Genomic DNA, 26,360 nt, shown 5'->3' on the forward strand with positions numbered 1-26,360 from the left:
GGAGCGCCATTATGACCACCATCGCCTTCATCGGCCTCGGCAATATGGGCAATCCGATGGCCTCCAACCTGGTCAAGGCCGGGTATGCCGTGCACGGCTTCGACCTGGTGCCGGAGAATCTCGTCATCGCCAGGGAACACGGCGTCGTCATCATGGCCAACGCCGTTGCGGCGGTGAAAGACGCCGATGCGGTCATCACCATGCTGCCAGCCGGTAAGCATGTTCTGTCGGTTTACGCAGACATAGTATCCAGGGCAAAAAAAGGCGCGCTGTTCATCGATTCCTCTACCATCGATGTCGAGTCGGCTCGAAAGGCCCATGCCATCGCCGCCAAGCACGGGTTGCTGTCGATCGACGCGCCGGTCTCCGGCGGCACGGGCGGTGCGGCGGCCGGCACGCTGACCTTCATGGCCGGCGGTTCGAAGGATGCCTTCGCCAAGGCCGAACCAATCCTCAAGCCGATGGCCGGCCGCATCGTTCATTGCGGCGACGACGGCGCCGGACAGGCGGCGAAGATCTGCAACAACATGATTTTGGGCATTTCGATGATCGGCGTTGCCGAGGCCTTCGTGCTGGCAGAAAAGCTCGGCCTGTCGCACCAGGCGCTGTTCGACGTCGCCTCGACCTCGTCCGGCCAGTGCTGGTCGCTGACCACCTATTGCCCGGTGCCCGGCCCGGTGCCGACATCGCCCGCCAACAATGGCTATAAGCCTGGCTTCGCGGCGGCACTGATGCTGAAGGACCTGAAACTGTCGCAGGAGGCCGCACAGAGCGTCGGTGCAGCAACGCCGCTCGGCGCCGAGGCAGCCCAGCTTTATGCGCTGTTCAACGCACAAGGGAATGCCGGCGCGGATTTTTCCGGCATCATTAATTTCCTCCGTGGTGACCCGGCGTAAGCCCCAGGTTCACAGGTTTTCGATCTGCCCAATGCGGAAAGCCGGCAAATTTAGGTTTGCTTAAGCTCTTGCTAACCCTGCAGTAACGATATGCGTTTAAAACGGATTGCGAGGCGGACATCCGCCCGGCGCTCCGGATCAGGTCTCGCGTACCGGAGCCCGTAAGTTTCGCCGTAAGTTTCGCAAGTGTATTGTTGGCGAAGCGCCATGCGTATCTGGCAAAGCCGCGTTCCGATGGAGCGCGGTTTTTGCGTTTCGCATTCTTCAAGGACAATGAGGCGATCGCCCTGGCGTGTCTCCAGATGATCGTCGGCGTCGTGGCTGCTGTCCTGAGCTACGTCGACCCACAGGTGGTCGCGCCCCAATCCCCCAGCGCGTCGGTGCCATGGCTCATCGGTCAGCTACGCTACTTGCGTGCGAGCACGACGTGGGCCTCTTGGGGGAACATCAGCTCCCCTTCAGTTGAATAGATTGCCAGCGAAAAATCTAGATCACCGGTGATCGCTGCGATGACTGCTTCCCGATGCCCGGCATCAATTCTGCTGACCAGCCCGGCCTGCGGAGTCGCTGCCAGCTGTAGTCGCACATATTCCCTAGACGAGGGAAATCGGATGTTTTGTGTCGTCGTGTGGATGGTCACCTGACGAAATCCCGCCTCGGCCACCAATCGGTAAAGCTCGTCCGCATCGGCGAGTGAATGCTCAGACCTTTTCGTTGCCGAAGCGCCTGGACCGAGGTGTCGATCCAAGGCATCCGCCAGCGCCTTCGCCGCAGGAGTGTGCTCAATAGCGCTGAAAACGTTTAAAGCCAGTCGGCCGTCAGGCACCAGAACCCGGAACATCTCACGGAGCGCACTAGATCGATCCGGAAAAAACTGCAGTCCGAGCTGGCAAAGAACCAGATCGAAGGCGGAGTCAGGGAACGGCATTTCGAGCGCGCTTCCCTCGTGCCAGTCGATACGCGCTCCAGCGCCTCTCGGGAGCGACCGAGCAACGGCGAGCATGCCCGTATTGATGTCGAGGCCGACGACCTGCCCACTTCCCATACGCTCGGCCGCCGAGCGTGCCACCACGCCGGTGCCGCAAGCTACGTCCAAAATCCGCTCACCAGATTGAGGCGCAGCACGATCCATCAGGTCCGCAGCCCACAGGGCTGTGATTGCCGGGACCAGGTAGCGCTCGTAGAGGTCCGCGGCGCTGCCTTCCAGCTGCCACTGCTCCTGCTGGGCCATAGTGTCCCTCCCGCACAACGATCTCGGGCAACGGGCCCGATCGGCGCTTCAGCAGCCATCATAAAGCGCGTGTCTGTCGACTAGCAACCGGGCAATGGAAACCGGCAGTGCTATTCTTCGCGTTCCGTATCACAACGGTCTTTGCACCATCCGCCCCAAGTAGAATCAAACTCGCATTCCACTGTGCACTCCACGCGCGGCATCTCGCCAATATTTACGAGGCCGATATCCACGAGTTTGTAGCGAGCGATCGCCTTTGGATATTTCCTGAAAACACTCTCAATTTCCGCCACGAAGCCCTTGTGCTCTTCTGGAACCGGCCTTTTGAAAGGTGTTTTGGCGTCCTGCGCAAGAGATACAGTGATGACCGATTGCATAACCAAGGCTAGGATCAAAGAAATGGTGCGCATCAACTGTCTCCAATACGCCTTACGTGGAGAGATGTTTTGATGGTGGATGGCCGCAACTCCGGGACGGGGGGAAGGCCGTATCGAGGGTAGTCTGCGTCAAACATGGCCCACCATCGCCCGTGTAATCGTTGCACGGGCAGTTGCCGTGCGCCTCTATGTGCGCGTTGCAAGGGTTCCCGAACCCAAACCCATTATCAGGTAAAGTTACTCCCGCCCGCGCCAGTAGCGCCGCGGCTTCTTTCCGCGCGCTGATGATCAAGAACGCGGCCTTTTCCAGGGCTTCCGATTGTTCGCGCGTGAGACCCTCCCGAGACAGATATTTAAACATGTGTCACTCCCTCAGATTTGGATTCGCCAAATGCCTCAATTGGGAAGCAAGCATGCTTCAAATTTGCACACCGCTCGACTTGTTCGCTCTTCAACGTGGCGCAATTCGTTGCGACGTGGCGCTAAGGACAGCTAGTCGCCCATTTTGGTCTCCTTGAACGAATGATCCCTTGCTGAAGTCGATCAGGCGAAGTTGACAGGACCGGACTTACGGATGGCTTACGGACGTCACGCTGATCGGCGGCAGGTGACAAGACGGGCGCCGTTCGCACGCTTGCCGCGCTCGGCATGGACGAGTTTTGCCAGGCGGGAGTGAGGTAGGCTTGGCGCGCCAAAGCTGAATAGTCGGCAGTGCCTGGATGGGGCGCGTTTCCACCCGCAGCCGAATTCGAACTGACTTTGTCCACGTCCTCGACCATCTGCTCGGCGATCGACGCAGCGATCGCCGAGCGTCCGACTGCAGGTCGCCCGGCGATGGTTCTACCTTACCCCTTGCGCAAATCCGCTTGCGCCAGATCGAGCGCCGTGGCGATGCGGTCGCAGGCCATGTCGATCGTCTCGCGGGTCCAGATCAGCGGCGGCGACAGGATCATCGTGTCGCCGGTAGCGCGCAGCATCATGCCCTGGACAATCGCGTGGTCGCGAACCATCACCGCCGCGCTGCCGGCGGGCAGGAAACGCTCCTTGGTTGCCTTGTCCTTGACGATCTCGATCGCCCCCATCAGCCCGAACGAGCGCACCTCGCCGACCAGATCGTGCCCACCGAGACGTTCCTGCAGCGCCCTGGCGAAGTAAGGCCCGGTGTCGTTCCTGACGCGATCGACCAGGCCTTCGCGCTCGATGATCTCGAGGTTCTTCAGCGCCACCGCGCAGGCCACCGGATGCCCGGCATAGGTGTAGCCGTGATAGAATTCGCCGCCCTTTTCGACCAGCGTCGCCGCGATGCGGTCGCCGACCAGCAGCGCCGACAGCGGCTGATAGCCGGAGGTCAGCGCCTTGGCCGTGGTGATGGTGTCGGGCTCGACGTCGAAGGCTTGTGCGGCGAACCACTCGCCTGTGCGGCCATATCCGGTGATGACCTCGTCCAGCATCAGCAGGACATCGTATTTGCGGCAGATGCGCTGCACCTCCGGCCAATAGCTCATCGGCGGGATCTTCACCCCGCCTGCCCCCATCACCGGCTCGCCGATGAAGGCGGCCACCTTGTCGGCGCCGGCTTCGAGGATCGCGTCCTCGACCGCTTTTGCCGCGCGCAGGCCGAAATCATGGTCGCTTTCGCCGGGCAGTGCGAGCTCATAGGCATAGGGCATCATCACATGGACGATGTTGGGCACGGCGCCGCCGAGCTGCTTGTGCATCAAATCCATGCCGCCGAGCGAGGCGCCGGCGATGGTCGAGCCGTGGTAGCCCATCTTGCGTGAGATGATGCGGTTCTTCTCGGGCCTGCCTTCCAGCACCCAATAGTGACGGACCAGGCGCAGCGCCGTGTCGTTGGCCTCCGAACCGGACGAGCCGTAGAACACCTGGTTGATGTGCCTTGGCGCGATCTCCGCCAGCTTTCTCGACAGCAGAACCGGCGTCGGCGTCGAGCATTTGAAGAAAGAGTTGTAGTAGGGCAACTCCTTCATCTGGGCGTAGGCGGCGTCGGCGAGCTCGTCGCGGCCATAGCCGACATTGACGCACCACAGCCCAGCCATGCCGTCGAGGATTTCCGTCCCTTCGGCATCATAGATGAACGGCCCGTCGGCGTGGGTGATGATGCGCGAGCCGGTCTCGCGCATCTCTTTGTGGTCGGTGAACGGATGAAGGTGATGCGCGGCATCGATCTGCTGAAGCTGCTTCAGCGAATAATTCTGGTAGGTCATGTCTGGTCTTTCCTCTTGAACCAATCCGGCAGCTTTCGCGCCGGGGCGGATTCGTCAGAGGACAGCGGGCGGCGAATAGCCGATGCGAGCGCAGAGCCGCAACAGCTCGGCGCGTAGCGTGCGCGACGACGGCGTCACCGCCACCCTAAATGCGCAACCCGATTTCGCCAGCCGAGCCATGCATGTACCTTAGGCTGCCTCGAGCCCTCAGTTCAAGCCGTGCCGGTCAAGCGACGCCGGTCAATTGGTGCCAGTCAGGGCCCGCTGCAGGAAGACGTACTTCATCGCCGCCTGTGCGGCCTGCGGCCGCCGGTCGCCGCGTCCACCATGGCCGCCCTCGGTCTCCTCGAAGAACAGCGTCTTGCCATGGCCGGCCGCCTGCAGCCGTGCCGCCATCTTGCGCGCATGCCCGGGATGGACGCGATCGTCGGCGGTCGAGGTCGTCAGCAACACCGGCGGATAGGCTGCATCCGTGTCTACATGCTGGTAGGGCGAATAGGCGGCGAGCCAGGCTGCCTCTTCCGGCTTCGCCGGATCGCCATACTCGGCCATCCATGACGCGCCGGGCGGCAGCTCGGTGTAACGCAGCATGTCGAGCAACGGCACGTCGATGATCACTGCACCGAACAATTCCGGGTGCTGGGTCAGCGAGACGCCGGTCAGCAAGCCACCATTCGATCCGCCCTGGATGCCCAGCGTGGCGGGCGTAGCGATGCCGCGTTTGATCAGATCTTGCGCGACGGCAGCGAAATCGTCGAAGGCATTCTGGCGATTGGCCTTGAGCGCTGCCTGGTGCCAGTTCGGGCCGAACTCGCCGCCGCCGCGGATGTTGGCCTGCACATAGGCATTGCCCTTCTCCAGCCACAGCCTGCCGCGCACGCCGGCATAGCCGGGCAGCAGCGGCACTTCGAAGCCGCCATAGCCGTAAAGCAATGTCGGCACGGGTCCATGCAAGTCGCGCTTCCTGACGACGAAGTACGGGATCATCGTGCCATCCTTCGAGCGTGCCTCGAACTGTTCGGAGAGCAGGGACGACGCGTCGAAACGCGCCGGCTGCGACTTCACCGTTGCCAGCCCCGCAGCGTTGTCGTCCGACCAGATGATCGAGCTCGGCGTCAGGAAATCGGTGAAGGAGAAGGAGACGCTGGAACCGAAATGCTCGGCATGGCTGATGCCGACATTGCCGTTTTCGGGCAACGCCACGGGCTTGAACTCCCAGCCGCTGTCGCTGCGCTTGCCGGCGACGACCTTGCCGCGCACATTGTCCATCAAATTGATGAACAGCCGGTCCTGCGTGCGGGCAATGCCGGCGATCGAGACGCGGTGCGCCGGCTCGAGCACGGTATCGAGGGATCCGAATAGCCCGGTTTCGATCCAGCGCTCGAAATCGAGTGAATAGAGCCCGTCGGGCTTACACAGCGTGCCGTCCGGCGCAGTCCACGGGGTACGCACGCCGAAGACGAGCTGGCCCTTGAACAGCGCTGTATCGGTGACGTCGTCCGGCAACGGGATGCGCCTGTTCTCGCCGGAAGGCAGCCGCAGGAAACTGTGCGAGGCGAAGAAGTCGATGGTCCGGGCGAGGAAGACATGACGCTTGTCGCCGTCGAATTCGACGGACCCGCCGGCGGCAAGATCCTGCTTCAGCGCCTCGAAGATCGGCATCGCCGCTTCCAGTGGCGTGCCGCGCCGCCAAAGCTTGACCACGCGCGGATAACCGGACTGGGTCTTGTCGTCCTCCTCGAAGGCGGCGGAAACGATAACCGTGTCCTCGTCCAGCCAGCTAAAGCTCGACTTCGAGGCAGGAGCGCGAAAGCCGCCATCGACGAACGATCTGCTTTCGATATCGAATTCGCGCATCTCGCTGGCATCGCCGCCATCCGGCGACAGGTTGAGCAGGCAGCGGCTGAAGTCGGGGTAGAGCCGACTGGCCCCGCTGAACACCCATTTCACCCCCTCTTTCGCCGCCAGACTGTCGAAGTCGATGATCGTCTGCCATTCCGGCTTGTCGGTCTTGTAGGAGGCGACGGTGGTGCGCCGCCAAACGCCGAGTACGTTCGTCCGGTCCTGCCAGAAATTATAGACATAGCCGTTGATAGCGGCCCCGACGGCGATGTTATCCTCGGCTGTCATCAGGTCGAGCGCCGTCTCGAACGACGTCTGATAGGACGGATCACCCTGCAGCTCCCCGACCGTAACTGCATTTTGGTGATGCACCCAGTCGAGCGCCTGCTTGCCCCTCCTGTCCTCAAGCCAGAGAAACGGGTCTTCGGCCGCCGAACCCGGCTGGCCCTTGGTATTCGATTTGATCATGAGGTCTCCGGTTGAGTCGGGCGGCGACATAGCCAAGATCGACATGGGGCCGCTTACATTCAAGTTATTCGTCAGAAACGGCGGCTTTCTGGCATTCACACCATCCGTCTTCGAATGACCGTTACAACTGCCAGCGCCAGGCAAATGGCACCGAGCGTCATTGGCAGGCCGCCGGCGCCAACAACATCCATGGCGCTGCCCGCCAGCGGCGGCACGGCGATGCCGCCGACGCCCCACATCAGCGAGAAGGCGGCGTTGCCGGCGACCAGTGCCGAGCCGGTGAACCTCTCGCCGAGTTCAATGATCGACATCGTGTAAATGCCGTAGGAAACCGCGCCCCAGATGAAGACGCACGGCCAGATCAGCGGCGTCTCGATGAGAGCCGGCAACAGAACGCATCCGAGCACCGTCATCGAAACACAGATGAACCGCACCAGCCGCGCCGTCAGTCGTTCCGCCAGCAGGCCGAGCGGCACCTGCATAGCGATGTTGCCGGCGATCATCACCGACAGCAGCGCCGACATGCGCGCTTCGGCGATGCCATAATGTGTTCCGTAGACCGGCAGCAAGGCGAGCACCGCCTGTTCGAAACCGGCGGCCACGATCACCGCCGATAACAGCAGCCACGCCTGCGGCACGAAACCCAGCACCGAAACGCGGTGCCCGCTCTCGTCGACCTTGGGCAGCCGTGCCAGCACCGAGGCGAGGCAGGCGCCGCAAAACAGGAATGCGGCGATGCCGACGAGAAACGGCGGCCATCCCTCGGTGCCGACCGCAAGCAGGCACAGCGGCCCCGCCGCAAAGCCCGCCGAAATGATGGTCGAATAGATGCCCATGACGCGGCCGCGGCGTGCCGGCGGCGCCAGTGCGATCACCCAGACTTCGCTCAGCACGTAGAGCGGGTTGGTGACGGCGCCGATCAAAAAGCGCAGCGGAAACCACAGATAGACATTTTGCGTCCAGCCGATCAGCGCCAGCACCAGCGCGGAAAGTGCCGCGCAAGTAAGCGCGGTGCGCCCTGCCCCGAAACGCCGTGCCAGCGCCGGAACCAGCGGCGACGAGACGATGAAGCCGATCGGCGTCATTGCCGCCGACAGGCCGATCATGGCCGGCGAGACGCCCTGGCGCTGCAGGATGAAGCTCAACAGCGGATAGCTCAGCCCTTGCGCGATGGCGAACACCGAGACGGTGGCGATCACGCCGGTGATCGCCGCCCATTGCACTGTCTCGCCGCTGTCCTGTTCCGCCCGGTCCATGATGCAGGACTAGCGTTTCGCTTTCATCGCGGTAAGCACCGGCAACGAAAACCGCTTGCGCCAGCCGGAAGAGATAAGAGCCTGACGATCCCTCCGGCTGCCCTTCAGGCATGTCGCTTCCCTCGTCCTAGTGGTCGCCGCCTCCGCAATGGCTGGCCGGCCGGCAGTCCATTATGCCGCCGCATTGCCGCAGCGTACGAGGACTATCATGACCGCCGCCCTTCAGCCCGCCGAACCTGCATTGGCAAACGACCGCGCCCGTCGCGGCGGCCGCGCGGGAAAGCGTGCCGGCGGATCGGCGGCGTTCGAGCAGCCGCCGTTTCGGCAGTTGAAGAACCCGCTGGCGCCGACCCGGCTGGTTTCCGACGACGAGCTGGAATCTATCCACCTCGCCTCTCTGCGCGTGCTGCGGGAAATCGGCGTCGACGTGCTGCATGACGAAGCCCGGCGCATTATGAAGGCGCATGGCGCCGATGTCCGCGAAGGCAGCGAGCGGGTGCGCTTCGACAGTGACATGATCCTGGAACTGGTTGCGCACTGCCCGCCGGAGTTCACCATCCACGCCCGCAACCCGGCGCACAACGTGCGCTTTGGCGGCGATAATCTGATCATCTCGATGATGGCGTCGGCACCCAATTGCTCAGACGTCGACCGCGGCCGCCGGCCAGGCAACCAGCAGGACTACCGCAACTTCCTCAAGCTTGCGCAGATGCACAACATATTGAACTGCACGGGCGGCTATCCGGTCGAGCCGATCGACATCCATCCGTCCGTCCGCCATCTTGAATGCATCCGTGACCTCGCCACGCTGACCGACAAGATGTTCCACATCTATTCGCTCGGCAAGGAGCGCAACGTCGACGGCATCGAGATCACCAGGATCGCACGTGGCATCAGCCATGAGCAGTTGCTTGCGGAGCCGTCGGTATTCACCATCATCAACACCAATTCGCCGCTCAAGCTCGACGTGCCGATGATGGAAGGCATCATCCAGATGTCGAGCAAGGGCCAGGTGGTCATCGTGACGCCGTTCACCCTGTCCGGCGCCATGGCGCCGGTGACGATTGCCGGCGCGCTGGTGCAACAGAATGCCGAGGCGCTGTCCGGCATCGCCTTCGCGCAGATGGTGCGCAAGGGCGCGCCTGTCGGCTACGGCGGCTTCACCTCGAATGTCGACATGAAGTCCGGCGCGCCGGCCTTCGGCACGCCGGAATATATGAAGGCGCAGCTGGTCGGCGGGCAGCTCGCCCGCCGCTACAACATCCCCTACCGCACCTCCAACACCTGCGCAGCCAACACGGTCGACGCGCAGGCCGCCTATGAAAGTGTGTTCTCGCTGTGGGGCGCCATCCAGGGCGGCGGCAACCTGATGATGCATGCCGCCGGCTGGCTCGAAGGCGGCCTGCGCTGCTCCTATGAGAAGACCATCCTGGATATAGACCTGTTGCAGATGGTCGCAGAGTTCCTGACGCCGCTCGATCTTTCCGAGGAAGCACTCGGTTTCGACGCCATACAGTCCGTCGGCCCCGGCGGCCATTTCTTCGGCACCCAGCACACGCAGGACCGCTACAAGACCGCGTTCTATGCGCCTATTATCTCGGACTGGCGCAATTTCGAGAGTTGGGCGGAGGCCGGATCGCCGACGGCGCTCGAAAAGGCCAATCGCGTCTGGAAGGAACGGCTGGCCTCCTATGAAGAGCCTTACATGGATCCGGCAATCCGGGAGGAGCTCAACGCCTTCGTCGACAAGCGCCGGGCCGAAGGCGGCGCGCCGACCGATTTTTGATCATCTGATGAGTAGTCGACCCCCACTCCGTCTTGATGGCAGGCTGGCCCGAAACATCGCTGTATCCCATCTCCGCTTTGTTTTCGCGCCCCGCTCACTCGATTCAATCTCTTCAAAAACGGATCTATCTTCATGAAATCTCATGCAAAAGCGGTTGTCATCGGCGGCGGCGTCGTTGGCTGCTCGGTGCTCTATCATCTGGCCAAATCTGGCTGGACCGACATCATGCTGATCGAGCGTTCGGAGCTCACTTCCGGCTCGTCCTGGCATGCGGCGGGCGGCTTCCATACGCTGAACGGCGATCCCAACGTCGCCAAGCTGCAGGCCTATACGGTGCAGCTTTACAAGGAGATCGAGGAGATTTCCGGCCAATCCTGCTCGCTGCACCTGACCGGCGGCGTGATGATGGCCGACACGCCCGAGCGCATGGACTTCTTGCGGCTCGCCCACGCCAAGGGCCGCTATCTCGGCATGGACACCGAACTGATCACGCCGTCCGAAGCCAAGGCAATGTTCCCGCTGATGGACGAGACGAATTTCGTCGGCGCCATGTGGGATCCAGTCGAGGGCCATCTCGACCCTTCCGGCACCACCCATGCCTATGCCAAGGCCGCCAGGAAGCTAGGCGCCGAGATCGTACTGCGCAACCGCGTCGTGGAACTGACGCAGGAGGTCGACGGCACCTGGAACGTCGTCACTGAGCAAGGCACAGTCAAAGCCGAGCATGTGGTCAACTGCGGCGGCCTGTGGGCGCGCGAGATCGGTCGCATGGTCGGCGTCGAACTGCCAGTGCTGGCCATGGAGCATATGTATCTCCTGACCGAGCCGATGCCGGAGGTCGAGGAATTCAACAAGTCGACCGGCCGCGAGATGATTGGCGTGCTCGATTTCAAGGGCGAGATCTATACCCGCCAGGAGCGCAACGGCATACTGCTCGGCACCTATGAAAAGGCCTGCAAGCCGTGGTCGCCGGTCAGCACGCCCTGGGATTTCGGCCACGAGCTGCTGCAGCCAGACATCGACCGCATCGCGCCGTCGCTCGAGATCGGCTTCAAGCATTTCCCCGGCATCGAAAAGGCCGGCATCAAGCAGATCATCAACGGCCCCTTCACCTTCGCGCTGGACGGCAACCCGCTGGTCGGCCCGGTGCAGGGCCTGACCAATTTCTGGTGCGCCTGCGCCGTCATGGCCGGCTTCAGCCAGGGCGGCGGCGTCGGCCTGGCGCTGTCGAACTGGATGGTCCATGGCGACCCCGGCTTCGACGTCTGGGGCATGGACGTTGCGCGCTTCGGCGAATGGGCAACGCTGCGCTATACCAACGCAAAGGTCCGCGAAAATTATTCGCGCCGTTTCTCCATCCGCTTTCCCAACGAGGAATTACCGGCGGCAAGACCAGCGCAGACGACCCCGCTTTACGACACCATGATCGCCAATAACGCCGTCATGGGCGACAGCTGGGGTCTCGAAACCCCGCTCTGGTTCGCGCCGAGAGGCTCGGAGCCGAAGGACGTTGTGTCCTTCCACCGCTCCAATGATTTCGGCCCGATCGGCGAGGAAGTGCGCGCCACCCGCGAGAAGGTCGGCGTCACCGAGATCGCCAACTTCGCCAAATACGAAGTCTCCGGACCAGGGGCCGAGGACTTCCTCAACCGTCTGATGACCAATCGCATGCCGAAGACCGGCCGCATCGTGCTGACGCCCATGCTGAACGAGTTCGGCCGGCTGATCGGGGACTTCACCATCGCCAAGGCGAGCCCAAGGGGTGGGGAAGAACGCTTTATGATATGGGGTTCTTCGGCAGCGCAAAAATACCACATGCGCTGGTTCGAGAAGCATCTGCCGAAGGACGGAAGCATCCGCATCCACCGCTTCGACCAGACGCTGGTCGGTCTCTCCATCGCCGGGCCGAAATCCCGCGACCTGCTGCAGAAACTGGTCGATGTCGACATCTCGACCACGGCCTTCCGCTTTATGGATTTCCGCGAAATGGCGGTCGGCGGCGCGCCCTGCATGGTCAATCGCATCACCTACACCGGCGACCTCGGCTACGAGATATGGATGGCGCCTGCCTACCAGCGCTTGGTCTACAAGGCGATCAAGGAGGCTGGCGAAGAGTTTGGGCTTGTCGATTTCGGCATGCGGGCTTTGCTCTCTATGCGCCTTGAAAAGAACTTCCCGACCTGGTTCCGCGAGCTACGTCCGATCTACGGACCGTTCGAAGGCTCGATGGACCGCTTCATCAAGCTGGAGAAGAACGACTTCATCGGCCGGGAAGCAGCGGCCAAGGAACAGGCAGAAGGGCCGAAACTGCGCCGTGTCTCCTTCATCGTCGATGCCGCGGATGCAGACGTCATGGGCGACGAGCCGATCTGGGCCAAGGTCGGCGGCAAGGATTACGGCACCGTGGAAAAGCCGCATGGCTATGGCGCGCCGCGCTTCGACGCGGGCGGCAAGGAAGTGCGCGGCTCGAACGCCGCCGAAGGCGCGTCTGCCGTGCGCGGCATTGTCGACGGCGACTGGCGCGTGGTCGGCTGGGTCACCTCCGGCGGCTATGCGCATTATGTCGAGAAGTCGATGGCGCAGGGATATGTACCGGCGGCGCTTGCCGAGAACGAGAGCGCCGGCCTGTTCGAGATCGAAATCCTCGGGCACCGGCGTCCCGCACGCGTCAATGTCGAACCGCCTTTCGACCCGAGCGGCGAAAAGATGAGGACGTAGGCGCAGCCAGCCGGTCGCATTGTGCGGAGCATACTCTTCATGCTAGCGCAGCCGGCAACACTCTGCTGGCAAGGGCGATGAGATTTCATTGAAGTACAATCTGAGATGGGCCGAGTGGCTGGCCGAGGGACGGATCGGCCCCTTCCCGGCGGCGATCGTCATGGTCGCGGCTTACTTTGCCTTGCAGACCATCATACTGTCCCTGTTGAGCTCTTGGGCGGGAACCGGCGTCGGCATCGATGATGCGGAGCAGCTGATCTATGTTCCGTATCTCTGGGCTGGATATGGCGGCTCGCAACCACCCCTGTACACCTGGATCAACTGGCTGGCCGCGCATGTTTTCGGCACCAGTATCTTCACGCTGAAGCTCGTCAAATACTCCGTGCTGTTCCTTGCCGCCTGCAGCGTGTTCGCCGCCATGCGGCGGTTCAGCTACACCAAAGCGACAGCGGCGGCGGCCATGTTCGGCCTGTTTACGATCCCGCAGATCGTCTGGGAATCGCAGCGCGCCTTGTCGCATTCCGTCGCCGTCGTCGGCTTCTGCTCGCTGCTCCTGCTGGCCATGGCCTATCTTCTCGAGCGGCGAAGCATGATCGCCTATGCGGCGTTTGGCCTGGCCACGGCGGCGGCAATTCTTGCCAAATATAATGATGTCTTCCTCGTGGTGGCCCTTGTTGCGGCCGTGCTGTCGCTGCGCGAATGGCGCAGCGCGATTCTCGATCCGAAGGTCGCCATCAGCATAGCGGTCGCGATATTGGTGCTGGCGCCAACCACCTATTGGAGCCTCATGCATCCCGCCGATTTATTGTCGAGAGGCGAGAAGTTCGGAATAGACGCGCAACAAGGGCGCGTGGCGGCGGCCTTTGTCGGCGCCGGCAAGTTTATCATGGGCACCTTCAATTTCGCGGTCTTGCCGGTGCTCGTTTCCGCCCTCACGTTCTGGCTGGCGAAGTTCCGTTTCTCCGAGCGGCACCCGAAAGGTCCGGCAAGGGAAATTCTGTTGTGGCGTACCTTGGCGCTCGGCTTGGCCATGCTTGCACTACTTGTACTTGCCACCGGCGTGACGGTGGTCAAGGACCGCTGGCTGCTACCGGTCCTGTTCATGTTGCCGCTGGCCATCGTCGCCACTATGGAACGGCTGGCGCCGCGCGGCAGGAATGCGCAGCTCCTGGTGATCGCGGCTGGAGCGATCATCGCCGTGCTGCTCGCGCCCGCCACCTGGTACGTCCAGATAAACGGGACCAGTGGCCTCTCGCGGATGATCCGCGTGGATTACCCCGCCCTCTATCGCCAACTGACTGCGGACGGACCGGTCAAAACCGCAATATCTGATGGTGCATGGGTCGGAAACCTGCGGTTGGTCGATGAAAACCTGGTCGCACTTGACCAGGAAGTGCCTAATTTCGAAACGCTGATGCAGGAGCCGGCCGTACTCGTCTGGCTTGACCGAGACGATCCGCGTCCGGTCATTTTGGAGCAGCTCAAAGCGGCCGGCTATGAGCCGGACGGCCAACCACGGCAAATGATGGTTCCGCTGTTGCGCGGCACCGGCAAGTCCGCCCGGGCCGGCGCCTATGTAAGATTGAAGAGAATGGCGGTGGGAGAAACCACGGCGCCCAAGGAAGGCGTTAGCGGAGGAGCCGAGGGTGGACAGGAACCCGACTGACCGGCCCCGTCATCACCGCAAGATCATGCCGTTCGAGCCGGACGGCTCGAACGATGTGCTGCACAAAAAATCGCGGCTGAAGGCCGCTGAACTCAACCAGCATGCGCTGGGCTATGGAGCGCTGGCGGAAGTCGAATGGCAGGCGGCGGGCATTGCTGCTCCTGACCTGCCCGCCATGCGCCGATATCGGCTCGAGCGCATCCGCGCCGAGCTGAAGCGCCGCGACTATGCGGGAGCCCTGCTCTACGATCCGGTCAATATCCGCTATGCCACCGACGCAACCAACATGCAGCTCTGGGTCGCACACAATCGGACCAGGCATTGTTTCGTTGCCACCGATGGCCCGGTGGTGCTGTTCGACTATTTCTCCTGCGAGCACCTTTCCGATCATTCCGGCGTCGTCGACGAGGTGCGGCCGGCGGTGTCGTGGGCTTATCTGTACAGCGGCGAGCTGACCGGCCAAAAAGCCCGCCGCTGGGCAGCCGGCATCGCCGACCTGGTATTGGAACATGGCGGCGGCAATCGCCGCATCGCAGTCGACCACATCAATCCCGAGGGCATCGAAGAGCTCGCCCGCCTCGGCATCTCGACCGGCAATGGCGAGGCGGTGATGGAAAATGCGCGGCTGATCAAATCGCCCGACGAAATCCTTGCCATGCGCCGGGCGATCGCCGCTTGCGAGGCGGCAATGGGCGAGATGGAGAAGGCGTTGAGGCCTGGCATCTCCGAGAACGAATTGTGGGCCGAACTCCATCGCGGCAACATCGCGCGCGGCGGCGAATGGATCGAAACCCGGCTCCTGTCGTCGGGCCCGCGCACCAATCCATGGTTCCAGGAGTGTTCGTCGCGGACGATCGAGGCCGGCGAGCTCGTCGCTTTCGACACCGACCTGATCGGTCCTTACGGCTTCTGCGCCGACCTTTCGCGCACCTGGCTTTGCGGTGACGCGCCGCCGTCGCATGAGCAGCGCGATCTGTTCCGCATCGCCGCCGACCAGATCGCCCACAACACGGAGCTGATGCGGCCGGGCATATCGTTCCGCGACCTCGTCGAGTGCTCGTCAGTGCCACCGGGAGACTGCTTCCCGGCCCGTTACGGGGTGCTCTATCACGGCGTCGGCCTAGCCGACGAATACCCGACCTTGCCGCATGCTGGCGACTGGACCGACGACACACCGGACGGAGTGCTCGAACCTGGCATGGTGCTGTGCGTCGAGAGCTATATCGGTCGGCTTGGCGGCTACGAAGGCGTCAAGATCGAAGAACAGATCCTGATCACTGAAACCGGCAACGAGAAGCTTTCGACCTACCCGCTCGACAATCGGCTGCTTGGCGGCTGAGCGACGCTAATGCATGTCGCGCAAAAGTGTGCAGCGGCTTTGCGATAACGACATGCATAAAACAAGAATCTAAAGCGCGTCGCATGAGGCCGACCGAACGCGACGCGCTTTATGCGAGCGCGGCGATCGCCTCGCGCATCGCAGCGACGATCGTTTCCGGCGTTGTCCTGGCCGTGATGAACGGCAAGCCTTTGCGCCGCCTTGTCCAGCCGACGACCATCACCTTCTGCGCCGCCGGCTCGAAACTCTGCGCCAGCGCCCAGCTCTCGCAATCGATAGCCGCGACGTCCGCCCTGCCCTCGGCAACGGCAACGATCGAAGCACGGTGCCCACAGCTTTCGCTCAGCGCGGAAAAGATATCCAAACTCTCGCCCAATGCTTGCAGGTCGCGGGCTGGCGCGATGATGCCCGACATGGAATCGAGGCTGTTGAAGGTGAAGCGCTTGCTGCGAAGCTGATCGAGCGGAATGACGGCACCGCCGTCGGCCGGCGCCCTTGCCGGCGGTGCCTCGCCCGCCCTCATGACGATGGCGCTCGAATAGAGTTCGCCCTGTCCACCCTCGAAGGCGTCGTAACGCGGCTGGCCGACGAGCTGGACATGCTGCGACAGGCCGAGTTCCATCGGTCCCCAGCAGGTTTGCGCAAAGAGCAGCGCCGGATGCAGCCAGAGCTGGTGAAAATCCAGTTCGTCCGGCGGCAATGTCGCCGGATCGGGCGCGATGGGTTTTCCCTGATCGTCGCGAATACCGCCAGGCACGGGGGGCAAATCGCCGGTGCGGCGAATGATCGTCTCCGGCGCATCGATGCCTTTTTGTCTGAAAGCATCGCGCAGCCGCGCCCATTGCGCGTCGACATCGTCCCGCGCTTCCGGCCAGTCGTACATCGGCAAAGCCGCAATGAATTCGCTCATGCCGGGATTTGACCGTTATGCGGGGAAATTGGCAAGGTCAGGAAAGCGTCGTCCGCGCGGCACCGCCTGCAACAACGCAAGAATCATTCTTTCGGCGGCTCGGCGGGTACCGGCGCGCTGCCAAGCCCATTGAGGCTGCGTGCCCTGACGCGCGGCTTGAATGCGCGTCCCGGTTCCGGCATGCGCCGCAGCACGGGATGGACGACCGGCTCCTTCGCCTTGAAGGCATAGGCCTTGAGCAGCGCGAAATAGTTCGGATAGGCGTAGCCATTGTTCATCCGCAGCCACTCGTCGCGGCGGTCGGCAAACAGCTTCGGCAGCCTGTACCAGGCCACCGTCGGGCTCTTGTGATGGACGAAATGCAGATTGTTGTTGAGGAACAGGAAGGACAGCGGCGAGCGCTCGACGATGATCGTGCGGCCTTCCGGATGTTCCGACCATTGGTGCTCGGCGTAGGTTCGAATCGAAATCAGCGATTGTCCCAGCCATACCGGCACCAGAACGTAAAGCCACAACGGCATGCCGAAGCCGAACTGCACGATGGGCAGCACGATGGCGAGGCCGATCGCGTGCAGCAGCCAGGCCTTGCGGACGACGTTGTCGCCCGCGGCAACCTGCCTGGCGTCGTCGATGAAGAACCCTATGCAGGAAAGCCACGGGCCCAGCACGAAACGGCCGAGCATTGTGTTGTTGATCTTCAGCAGGAATTTCATCGCCGACGGCAGCTCCTCGTGCTGCCAGAGCGCCTTGTAATAGCTTTCGGGATCGTCGAGCGGATCGGTCAGGCGCTCGTCTGCATGGTGGCGCAGGTGAATGGTCTTGAACCGGCGAAACGGCCAGACAAGGCCAATCGGCAGGAACACAAAGACTTCGTTGAGCCGCGCATTCCGGGTTGGGTGGCCGTGCAGGACCTCGTGCATCAGCGAGGATTGCAGCGCCGCAATCATGGTCAGAAAGGCGAGTGCCAGCAACGGGTAGGATGGCCAGAGCAGAAAGCCGGCAGCGAGCCAGCCGCCGTAGCATAGAAGTGCGAGAAATACGGTCGGCCATTCGATGGTCGCTGCGCCGTGTCGCCTGTTGCCCATGCTCGTCATGCTATCGACCACTGCCTTCCAGTCGCCGGAACCCGTTTGATTCCTGACAACATTGTGTCAGGAGCGTTGCGTCGGCGCAACGCGATAAAGCGCACAAACTGTTGCGATTGCGCATTTTCAGCTGCATATGTTATGTATTGTAAACAGCCAACAGGATTCATTTACGCCTGAAGCCCGCGTTCGCGGCTTTAAGCGCAAATTTTTCCTCCTATTGAATGGGGTAGCGATTTGGACAAGCGCGACCTGTCGACGATCTTTCGCGAGCGCCTGAAAATGCTCTTGACAAGGTCCGATTTGAACCAGTCGGCCTTCGCCGCCGCGGTTGGCATCGACCGTTCGGCGCTGTCGCAGCTGCTCTCCGGCGCGTCGATCCGCCTTCCCCGCGCCGAAACGCTGCTCAACATCGCCGCCGAATTCAAAGTCTCGCTCGACTGGCTGCTCGGCCTCAGCCACGACGAGGGCGTCACCGGTGAAATCCGCGAGAGCCTTGAGATCGAGGAGGCGCCGGACGGCTTCGACCGCACGCTGCTGGCTCGCTGGCATGCCGAGGCGGCGGGAACGAAAATCCGCTACGTGCCGGCCGGCATTCCCGATCTTCTGCGCACCGAGGCGCTTGTCGACTACGAAGCCGTTATCGCCAACAAGAGTCGCGAGGCACAGGCCGGCGAAACGCAGTACCGCATCGACTACAACCGACGGCCCGAAACCGACATGGAAGTCTGTATGCCGCGCCACACGCTGGAGATCTTCGCACGCGGGCTGGGCGTGTGGGACCGCTTTCCGGAGGCCGACCGCCACCAGCAGCTCCTGCACATGGCGACGCTGCTCGACGACCTCTATCCCACCTTCCGCCTGTTTCTCTATGACGGGCGGATGCGCTATTCGATCCCTTACACCATCTTCGGGCCCTATCGCGCCGCCATTTACGTCGGCGACATGTATCTGGTGCTGAACGCCACGCAGCCGATCCGCATCCTGACCAGCCATTTCGACAATCTGATCCGTGCCGCGGACGTCAACGCGCATGAAGCGGCCAGCTTCACACGAAAGCTGGCGGAGATGCGATTTTGACCGGTTGCTCTACGTGCCGACATTGACGGCACATAAAGAATTCTTTATATCCTTATCTCAGTTATTCTTCCGGGAAGGCGTATTTCACATGACCAATCCGATCGACGCTCTGCTTGCCGAAAAGGGCGTCCTGCTCGCCGATGGCGCCACCGGCACCAATCTGTTCGCCATGGGCCTTGAGGCCGGAGAGGCTCCCGAGCTCTTGAACGAGACCGCGCCCGACACCATCACCAGCCTGCACCAGAACTTTGTCGATGCCGGCGCCGACATTATCCTGACCAACTCTTTTGGCGGCACCCGCCATCGGCTCAAGCTGCACCACGCGCAGGACCGGGTCTATGCGCTGAACAAGCGCGCGGCCGAGATCGCAAGCGCCGTCGCCGGCAACGCCGGCCGCAAGGTGATCGTGGCCGGCTCCGTCGGCCCGACCGGCGAGTTGCTGGTGCCGCTCGGCGCCATGACCTATGACGAGGCGGTCGAAGCCTTTGCCGAGCAGATTGAGGGGCTGAAGGCCGGCGGCGCCGAAGTCGCCTGGATCGAAACCATGTCGGCGCCAGACGAAATCCGCGCCGCCGCCGAAGCCGCCATCCGCGTCGGCCTGCCCTATACCTATACCGGCTCCTTCGACACCGCCGGCCGCACCATGATGGGACTGCTGCCGAAGGACATCCACGGCGTCGTCGATGGCCTGTCGCAGACACCGCTCGGTGTCGGCGCCAATTGCGGTGTCGGCGCCTCCGACATTCTCGCGTCGCTGCTCGACATGACCGAGGCGAAGCCGGAAGCAACGGTGATCGTCAAGGGCAATTGCGGCATTCCCGAATTTCGCGGTGCCGAGATCTACTATTCCGGCACACCCGAGCTGATGGCCGACTATGTGCGCCTCGCCGTCGATGCCGGCGCCAAAATCGTCGGCGGCTGCTGCGGCACCTCGTTCCAGCACCTCGCCGCAATGCGCAAGGCGCTCGATGCGCACACCAAGTCGGATCGCCCGACCGTCGAGCAGATCGTCGAACGCATCGGCCCGATGCGCAACAAGCAGGCTACGGTCAATGTCGCCGAGACCAGCGAAGCCCGCCGCGAGCGGCGCCGCGGACGCGCCTGACGCTTTCGTCTGCGACATGGTCCGCGCGAAGCGGTGCGGCCGCGAAAAAAGGCCGGCAAGGTTTCCCTCGCCGGCCTGCCTCACCCGCCCGTAGGCCGGCTCCCCCTATCAGAACGATCCCATCTGAAAGAAACCGGCCGTCATTGCCACTACCGGTTACCGCCGAGCGCCGAGGCAAGGCGCACAAGCGAGAGGAACTCGGACCGGTATCCAAACGGATCGGCTCCTCTGGCGGCGGTGGCAATCTGCATGATCTTGTCGTAGCCGAACTTCGCGGTAGCATCCTCGTCGCGCAGCTTCTGGCCGAAGGCAGCAACGGCAACAGAGAAACGCTGGTCGGTGCTGGCCTGATCGAACGACGCCACCTCGTTGGCTGACGTTACCGGCCTGGTGATCAGCTTCGAGGTGTCCTCGTTCGGCAGCTTGTAGCGGATCTTGACGAAAGCATATTCGTCGGCATTGGCGACACCGCCATTGTTCACCGAGGCCTGGCCGTAGCGCAGTTGGTCGATCTGTTCGCCGCCGCTGCCCTTAGGCGTGATCTCGTAGATCGCGGTGACTGAATGACCTGAGCCGATCTCGCCGGCATCGACCCGGTCATTGTTGAAATCCTCGCGGTTCAAGGCGCGGGTTTCGTAGCCAATCAGCCGGTACTCCGAGACCTTGTTCGGGTTGAACTCGACCTGGATCTTCACGTCCTTGGCGATGGTGAACAGTGTCGAGGAGGCATCCTCGACCAGCACCTTCTCGGCCTCCGCCAATGTATCGATGTAGGCAGCAGTGCCATTGCCGTTCTGGGCGATGGTCTGCATCATCTGGTCGTTCAGATTGTCGCGGCCGAAGCCGAACACCGACAGGAATACGCCTGTCTTGCGCTCCTTTTCGATCAGCCGCTTCAGGTCGTCGTCGTCGGTCTGGCCGACATTGAAGTCGCCATCGGTGGCGAGCATCACCCGATTGATGCCGTCCTTGACGAAGGATTTCTGCGCCAGCCTGTAGGCTTCCTTGATGCCGGCCTCGCCTGCCGTCGAGCCGCCGGATGTCAGATTGTCGATGGCAGCGAGGATCTTGTCCTTTTCCGAAGCCTTGGTGGGCTCCAGCACGGTACCGGCATCGCCCGCATAGGTGACGATCGAGACGGTGTCGTCAGGTCTCAGCTTGTTGACCAGCAGTCGGAAGGCCGACTGCAGGAGCGGAAGCTTGTCCTGCTCGTTCATCGACCCCGACACATCGATCAGGAAGACCAGATTGGCCCTGGGCTGCTCGGCCGGCTTCACGTCGAAACCCTTGATGGCGACATGCATCAGCCTGGTGTGCTCGTTCCACGGTGTCGGCATGACGCTGACGGTCGAGTTGAACGGCGTCGAGGCGGAGTCCGGGCCTTTCCAGTCATAGGGGAAGTAGTTGACCATCTCCTCGACGCGAACCGTGTCGGCCTGCGGGATAAAGCCTTCCTTGAGCGAGCGCCGGATGAAGGAATAGGAAGCGGTGTCGACATCGATCGAGAAGGTCGAGACCGGGTCTTCAAGTGCGGCATGCACCGGGTTGGTCTTGAAATTCTCGACGCGGTCGCGGTTTTCCTCTTGCGGCAGCATCTGGTCGGCCGGCGCAGCGGCGGGCTGCTGTGCCATCAGCTTGGGCTCGGCAACCGTGCCAGGCATGCGGCCGACCCGCGCGCCGCCATCGGCTGAAGGGGCCGCGGAGCTTGCGTCGCCGTTCAACGCAAGCTCGCTGCTCGGCTGCGGTTCGGGTGCATTGCGGCTGAGCACATCCTGCTGCGTCAGCCCGCCGACTGCGGTCGATTCCGCCTTCGGCGGCGATGTCGGCGCCACAAGCGCCTCGCCGGTGTCGCGGCTTTCACTGTCGGCGTCCGCCTTCTTCTGCTTGTCCGCTTCGGCAACGACCGGCGGTTTGACGGTCGTCGGCTTGTCAGCCAGCGTTTCGGTGATCTTATCCCCGCCGAATTCGGGCCCGCCGAATTTGGATTCCCCCAGCATATAAATGGTAGCGTATCCGGCGATCGGCAGGGCAACGAGCCCGGCAATGGCCGGCGTGGCGAAGAGTTTCTTTTGCATGATTTCGCTCCAGAGCCTTTGTGCTCGCTCTGTGAGACGAAGCCCGCTCACCGATCCTTGGGCGCCCGGCAAAGTTTTTTCTTCCATGTCATAGGCGCGCAGCGCGGCCTGGAGGGCACGCGCCTTTGCGTCCGCGTCCGGCGCCGGTGCTGCGATGTCGCGCAGTCTGTTCAGTTCGTTGTCGTCGACCATGGTCACACTTCCCCGGCTGAACGCATCAGCGTCTTCAGCCGTTTCTTCGCTTCATGGATGTGCCAAGAAACCGTCGTCTCCGAGATCGCCATCGCCTCGGCGGCGGCGGCGTGGCTCAGCCCTTCGCCATAAACCAGCAGCACCGCATCGCGCTGCTTGTCCGGCAGCTTGCGCACCGCTGCCCAGAGCGCCTCGGCCGGGTCTTCCGGCTCGGCCGAGATTTCCCCCGAAATTAGCGCATAGGCGCCATAAGCCTCGGTCTTGACCGTCTCGCGGGCGGTCTTGCGCATCATGTCGCGCGCCGCATTCAGCGTCATGGTGTAGAGCCACGTCGTGAAGGCACCGCTGCCGTGATAGTCGCGGATCGCCCGCCCGAGCCGGACGCAGACTTCCTGGGCGATGTCCTCGGCGTCGGCCTTTTTCCCGCACCAACGATAGGCGGCGCGATAGACGAAACCATAGTGCCTTTCGAGCAACTTGCCGAAAGCACCCCGGTCTCCGCCCTTCGCCCGTCCGATCAGTTCGGCGTCGGAGGCTTCGCTTTCGTCCAGCATCATCGCCATCATTTGCCTGTTGGACGAAGGCTAATGGCGGTTCCTTGGGGCGATGGAAAGAATTTTTTGGTGGGCGGTCACGTCGTAATGGTTGGCGTGACTTGGCCGAGCGTCTCCGCAAACAGCGTCGTCAGCCGCTTCCAGTGGCGTTCGGCGCCGGCTGCATCGAAGGCACTATGGTCCGGCATGCACCAGCCATGCGCCATGCCGGCATAGTTCTCTATGACATGATCAACCTCGGCGGCGCGCAGTGTTTCGGCGAGCCGCGCCGATTGCTCCGGCGGAAAGCTGCGGTCGACACCGGCAGTGCCGATATAGACCCTTGCCTTGACCGAGGCGGCCTTCCGATGCGGACTGTCGGCGGCGTCACCAGCCAGATTGCCGCCGTGAAAACTGGCCGCGGCGGCGATGCGGTCGGGATAGCTGGCCGCGGCGTTCAGCGCCCGCGCTCCGCCCATGCAGTAGCCGACTATGCCGACCGGCCCGGTTAGGCCTTGGGCAGCGAGCGCATCGAGGAAAGCGCCGCTGTCGCGGATCGTCATCTCCTGGGTCGTGCCGCCGAGCAGACCTGTGATGGCGGCCTTGCTCCTCTCGTCGCCGAACGCAGTCTTGGGATCGAACGGACCGTAGGGCGCATTGCGGTAAAAAAGGTCCGGCACAAGCACCGCATAGCCCTCGCTCGTAAGCCGCTCCGCCATCTGATCAAGCGCCGGTCGCGGACCGAAAACGTCCATGTAGAGGATGATCGCTGCCTTGGCTGGGGCCGCCGAACGGAACAGCCGGGCCTTGGCAATGCCGTCGCTTGTCTTGATCTGCATCGCTTGCTTGGCCATCACCCGCTCCGTTGACGTGTCGTGCGATAGATATCCGCGCTGACCGTCGCCGCAAGCTGTAATGAGGCGATCTGCTTCAAGATTTCGTGCGGCATTCGGCGACGCTACAGACGCGCGAATGCTGCCATGTGAAAGGCCTGAACCTCGGCCGGATAGCGATAATCGGTGCCGTAAGGACAGGCGTTGCGATCAAGGCAGCCGCCGGTCCGGCAGGGCGCGCCATTTTGCCCGCGCACATGGGCCAGACAGGTTTCATGTGCAAAACCATTCGCAGAATAAGCCTCGACCGGACAGGATTTCAGGCAAGGTTTTTCCAAACATGTATCGCAAAGGTGAATCACGTCGTAGGGTTCTTGGAGCGCAATCTCATTTTCGAACAGCAGCGCGCCGCGATAGGCATGCCAGAGCCCGTATTGCGGATGCATGAGAATGCCGAGCGGCGACGGCTTCAGCCCCTCCGCACGCATCGCCCATTGCTGGAATGGCAGATAAGGCCTGTCGGACGGCGACACCGCGCGTGCCCCGAATCTTTCGGCCACCGCGCCGATCACTTCGCGAGACCATCTGTCGAGCGGATCGTCGATCGGCTGTGACTGTTTCTCCAACCAGGGCAGGAAGTGCGGCCAAGGTGCGGCACCCGCCTGCCCCACCAGCAGAACGGATCTGGCGGCAGCGCCGGAGAGACCGGAGGGTGTTTCTTCAGCACCTGCAAAATTGAAGCCGCCGCGAAGCATAAGGCCATGGACGGAAAGTGCCGCCGCGATTGTTTGAGTCATGCCGCGCTCGGGATCATCCCTTCTTGTCCGGGTCGGAGAAGGCGCTCCGCCAGACTTCCTTGTGGATGATGTTGGCGACTTTAGCCCCGCCTGATTCGGGCTCCTTTCAGGTGAAGGCGTCGGCCATCGACGCCTTCTTCCTGGCGATGAAGTCCTTCAGCCCGTCGTCGATTCCCGGGTCGAGATACGGCGCCTCGTAGCTCTCCAGCCAGCGGCGGGCGAGCTCGTTGGCGCGCTGCGGCGCGGTCTTTTCGCCTTCGGCCAGCCATTGCTCGTAGGAATTGTTATCGGCGATGTTGGAACGGTAGAACGCGGTCTGGAAATTGGCCTGGGTGTGATCGCAGCCGAGATAGTGGCTGCCCGGGCCGACCTGGCGGATGGCGTCCATCGCCTGGCCGTTTTCCGACAGGTCGACACCCTCGGAGAACTTCTGCGTCATGCCGAGCTGGTCGATATCCATCATGAACTTTTCGTAGCAGGAGGCGAGACCGCCCTCGAGCCAGCCGGCCGAATGCAGCACGAAGTTGGTGCCGGCGAGGATCGTCGAGTTCAGCGTGTTGGCGCTCTCGTAGGCGGCCTGCGCATCGGGGATTTTTGAAGCACAGAGCGAACCGCCGGTGCGAAACGGCAGGCCGAGCCGACGGGCAAGCTGTGCGGCGCCATACGAGACCAGCGACGGCTCCGGCGTGCCGAAGGTCGGCGCGCCCGACTGCATCGAGATCGACGAGGCGAAGGTGCCGAACAGCACCGGCGCACCCGGCCGGATCAGCTGGGTGAACGACGCTCCCGCCAGAACCTCGGCTAAAACCTGGGTCAGCGTGCCGGCGACCGTCACCGGGCTCATCGCACCGGCAAGGATGAACGGCGTGACGATACAGGCCTGATTGTGGCGCGAATAGACCTTCAGCGCTCCCAGCATGGTCTCGTCGAAGACCATCGGCGAGTTGGCGTTGATCAGGCTGGTCAGCACCGTGTTGTTCTCGACGAAATCGTCACCGAACACGATCTTGGCCATCGCCACCGTATCTTCCGCGCGCTCGGGCGCGGTCACCGAGCCCATGAACGGCTTGTCCGAATATTTGATATGGCTGTAGACCATGTCGAGATGCCGTTTGTTGACCGGCACGTCGACCGGCTCGCAAACCGTGCCGCCCGAATGGTGGATCGACGGCGCCATATAGGCGAGTTTCACGAAATTCCGGAAATCCTCGATCGTCGCATAGCGCCTGACGCCGTCGAGATCGCGCACGAAGGGCGGTCCATAGACCGGCGCGAACACTGTCGCGTTGCCGCCGATCTGCACCGAGCGCTCGCCGTTGCGGGCGTGCTGGGTATAGACGGACGGAGCGGTCTTCAACAGCGAGCGGCAGAGGCCCTTGGGGAAATGCACCCGCTCGCCCTTGACGTCGGCGCCCGCCTCTTTCCAAAGCTGCAGCGCCTCGGCGTCGTCGCGGAAGATGATGCCGATCTCCTCCAGCACCGTGTCGGTGTTCTTTTCGATCAGCGCCAGCCCTTCCTCGTCCAGCACTTCATAGACGTTGATCTTGCGCTTGATATAGGTGAGCTGTGTGCCGGGGCCGCCGCCCGAACGCGCGGCCCGTCGGGCTGCGGCGCCACCGCTGGCAGCGCGCCCGCGCCGTGCGTTTGACGCTTCCTGATCGACCGGCGCGTTCTCACTCATAATCGTTCTTCCCTGGCTTTCGTTCTGGCCTGATTTACTCCGGCCGGGCTGTTGTACCGGCCTGAAATCCGTTTGCGGCCGCATATTGCGGTCTCTGGCCGGATCGTAGCCATGCACCCTATTCGAAACGGCCCGCCAGCGCCAACGCCTGTCGCAAAATCGACAAGAATTCCAAGAGATTTACGGTCGCTTTCGTTTTGCGGGAAGTCGCAAATCAGCTATGGACAACCGGCCCGTGCGGGTTAGGTATTGACGCGATATTTTT

Annotated in this window: 20 protein-coding genes; 7 read left to right on the top strand and 13 right to left on the bottom strand. The window is 62.5% G+C overall.

Annotation, left to right across the window (positions count from 1 at the left end; translation table 11 throughout):
* The first annotated feature begins 11 nt into the window (after nt 1-11).
* Nucleotides 12-896 carry a 3-hydroxyisobutyrate dehydrogenase gene (gene mmsB / locus NKH99_RS16810; RefSeq protein WP_352539672.1) on the top strand — a complete coding sequence of 295 codons (885 nt, stop codon included), beginning with the start codon at nt 12-14 and terminating at the stop codon, nt 894-896.
* Between the two features lie 406 nt (nt 897-1,302).
* Here the strand turns inward: mmsB and NKH99_RS16815 are convergent, their stop codons facing one another.
* The 6 genes from NKH99_RS16815 to NKH99_RS16840 all read right to left on the bottom strand — a co-directional run bounded on the left by NKH99_RS16815 (nt 1,303) and on the right by NKH99_RS16840 (nt 8,295).
* Nucleotides 1,303-2,127 carry a class I SAM-dependent methyltransferase gene (locus NKH99_RS16815; protein WP_352539671.1) on the bottom strand — a complete coding sequence of 275 codons (825 nt, stop codon included), beginning with the start codon at nt 2,125-2,127 and terminating at the stop codon, nt 1,303-1,305.
* A 110-nt stretch (nt 2,128-2,237) separates the two neighbouring features.
* On the bottom strand, nt 2,238-2,537 hold the full coding sequence (locus tag NKH99_RS16820) for a hypothetical protein (RefSeq protein WP_352470307.1): 300 nt from the start codon (nt 2,535-2,537) through the stop codon (nt 2,238-2,240).
* Nucleotides 2,538-2,556: 19 nt separating this feature from the next.
* On the bottom strand, nt 2,557-2,865 hold the full coding sequence (locus NKH99_RS16825) for a DUF6422 family protein (protein ID WP_352815765.1): 309 nt from the start codon (nt 2,863-2,865) through the stop codon (nt 2,557-2,559).
* 484 nt (nt 2,866-3,349) lie between these two features.
* Nucleotides 3,350-4,729, bottom strand: a complete 1,380-nt coding sequence (locus NKH99_RS16830) for an aspartate aminotransferase family protein (RefSeq protein WP_353014755.1) — start codon at nt 4,727-4,729, stop codon at nt 3,350-3,352.
* 240 nt (nt 4,730-4,969) lie between these two features.
* On the bottom strand, nt 4,970-7,039 hold the full coding sequence (locus NKH99_RS16835) for a prolyl oligopeptidase family serine peptidase (protein WP_353014757.1): 2,070 nt from the start codon (nt 7,037-7,039) through the stop codon (nt 4,970-4,972).
* 95 nt (nt 7,040-7,134) lie between these two features.
* The gene (locus tag NKH99_RS16840; RefSeq protein ID WP_352815771.1) at nt 7,135-8,295 is read right to left on the bottom strand and encodes an MFS transporter; all 1,161 of its coding nucleotides are present in this window, start codon (nt 8,293-8,295) and stop codon (nt 7,135-7,137) included.
* Between the two features lie 208 nt (nt 8,296-8,503).
* On the opposite strand from NKH99_RS16840, the gene NKH99_RS16845 reads away from it, so the two are divergent.
* From NKH99_RS16845 to NKH99_RS16860, 4 genes are all read left to right on the top strand, one after another.
* On the top strand, nt 8,504-10,081 hold the full coding sequence (locus tag NKH99_RS16845; RefSeq protein ID WP_023676493.1) for a trimethylamine methyltransferase family protein: 1,578 nt from the start codon (nt 8,504-8,506) through the stop codon (nt 10,079-10,081).
* A gap of 132 nt (nt 10,082-10,213) precedes the next feature.
* The gene (locus tag NKH99_RS16850) at nt 10,214-12,799 is read left to right on the top strand and encodes a GcvT family protein (protein WP_352470302.1); all 2,586 of its coding nucleotides are present in this window, start codon (nt 10,214-10,216) and stop codon (nt 12,797-12,799) included.
* An 88-nt stretch (nt 12,800-12,887) separates the two neighbouring features.
* Nucleotides 12,888-14,465, top strand: coding sequence for an ArnT family glycosyltransferase (locus tag NKH99_RS16855; protein ID WP_353014758.1), 1,578 nt, complete (start codon nt 12,888-12,890; stop codon nt 14,463-14,465).
* A gap of 25 nt (nt 14,466-14,490) precedes the next feature.
* Nucleotides 14,491-15,804, top strand: coding sequence for a M24 family metallopeptidase (locus tag NKH99_RS16860; protein ID WP_353014774.1), 1,314 nt, complete (start codon nt 14,491-14,493; stop codon nt 15,802-15,804).
* A 109-nt stretch (nt 15,805-15,913) separates the two neighbouring features.
* Here NKH99_RS16860 and NKH99_RS16865 read toward each other — a convergent pair whose 3' ends face one another.
* Nucleotides 15,914-16,714: a phosphate/phosphite/phosphonate ABC transporter substrate-binding protein gene (locus NKH99_RS16865; protein WP_353014759.1), complete on the bottom strand. Its 801-nt coding sequence runs from the start codon at nt 16,712-16,714 to the stop codon at nt 15,914-15,916.
* A gap of 83 nt (nt 16,715-16,797) precedes the next feature.
* Entirely contained in the window at nt 16,798-17,808 is a 1,011-nt protein-coding gene (locus NKH99_RS16870) for a fatty acid desaturase (RefSeq protein ID WP_352815778.1), read from the bottom strand.
* 228 nt (nt 17,809-18,036) lie between these two features.
* On the opposite strand from NKH99_RS16870, the gene NKH99_RS16875 reads away from it, so the two are divergent.
* Together NKH99_RS16875 and bmt are read left to right on the top strand one after the other, a co-directional pair.
* On the top strand, nt 18,037-18,879 hold the full coding sequence (locus tag NKH99_RS16875) for a helix-turn-helix domain-containing protein (RefSeq protein ID WP_352452091.1): 843 nt from the start codon (nt 18,037-18,039) through the stop codon (nt 18,877-18,879).
* Between the two features lie 88 nt (nt 18,880-18,967).
* A complete protein-coding gene (bmt, locus tag NKH99_RS16880; protein ID WP_352454606.1) occupies nt 18,968-19,984 on the top strand; it encodes a betaine--homocysteine S-methyltransferase in 1,017 nt (338 codons plus the stop codon).
* Between the two features lie 149 nt (nt 19,985-20,133).
* Here bmt and NKH99_RS16885 read toward each other — a convergent pair whose 3' ends face one another.
* The 5 genes from NKH99_RS16885 to NKH99_RS16905 all read right to left on the bottom strand — a co-directional run bounded on the left by NKH99_RS16885 (nt 20,134) and on the right by NKH99_RS16905 (nt 26,095).
* The gene (locus NKH99_RS16885) at nt 20,134-22,251 is read right to left on the bottom strand and encodes a vWA domain-containing protein (RefSeq protein WP_353014760.1); all 2,118 of its coding nucleotides are present in this window, start codon (nt 22,249-22,251) and stop codon (nt 20,134-20,136) included.
* Nucleotides 22,252-22,253: 2 nt separating this feature from the next.
* The gene (locus NKH99_RS16890) at nt 22,254-22,814 is read right to left on the bottom strand and encodes an RNA polymerase sigma factor (protein WP_352452095.1); all 561 of its coding nucleotides are present in this window, start codon (nt 22,812-22,814) and stop codon (nt 22,254-22,256) included.
* 68 nt (nt 22,815-22,882) lie between these two features.
* Nucleotides 22,883-23,638 carry a dienelactone hydrolase family protein gene (locus NKH99_RS16895; RefSeq protein WP_352681607.1) on the bottom strand — a complete coding sequence of 252 codons (756 nt, stop codon included), beginning with the start codon at nt 23,636-23,638 and terminating at the stop codon, nt 22,883-22,885.
* 104 nt (nt 23,639-23,742) lie between these two features.
* Nucleotides 23,743-24,372 (bottom strand): hypothetical protein, encoded by a 630-nt coding sequence (locus tag NKH99_RS16900; RefSeq protein ID WP_353014761.1) that lies wholly within the window; start codon nt 24,370-24,372, stop codon nt 23,743-23,745.
* Between the two features lie 148 nt (nt 24,373-24,520).
* Nucleotides 24,521-26,095: a trimethylamine methyltransferase family protein gene (locus NKH99_RS16905; RefSeq protein WP_292654762.1), complete on the bottom strand. Its 1,575-nt coding sequence runs from the start codon at nt 26,093-26,095 to the stop codon at nt 24,521-24,523.
* Between the last annotated feature and the right edge of the window lie 265 nt (nt 26,096-26,360).

Source organism: Mesorhizobium sp. M0854 (assembly GCF_040319815.1).
Classification (GTDB): Bacteria; Pseudomonadota; Alphaproteobacteria; order Rhizobiales; family Rhizobiaceae; genus Mesorhizobium.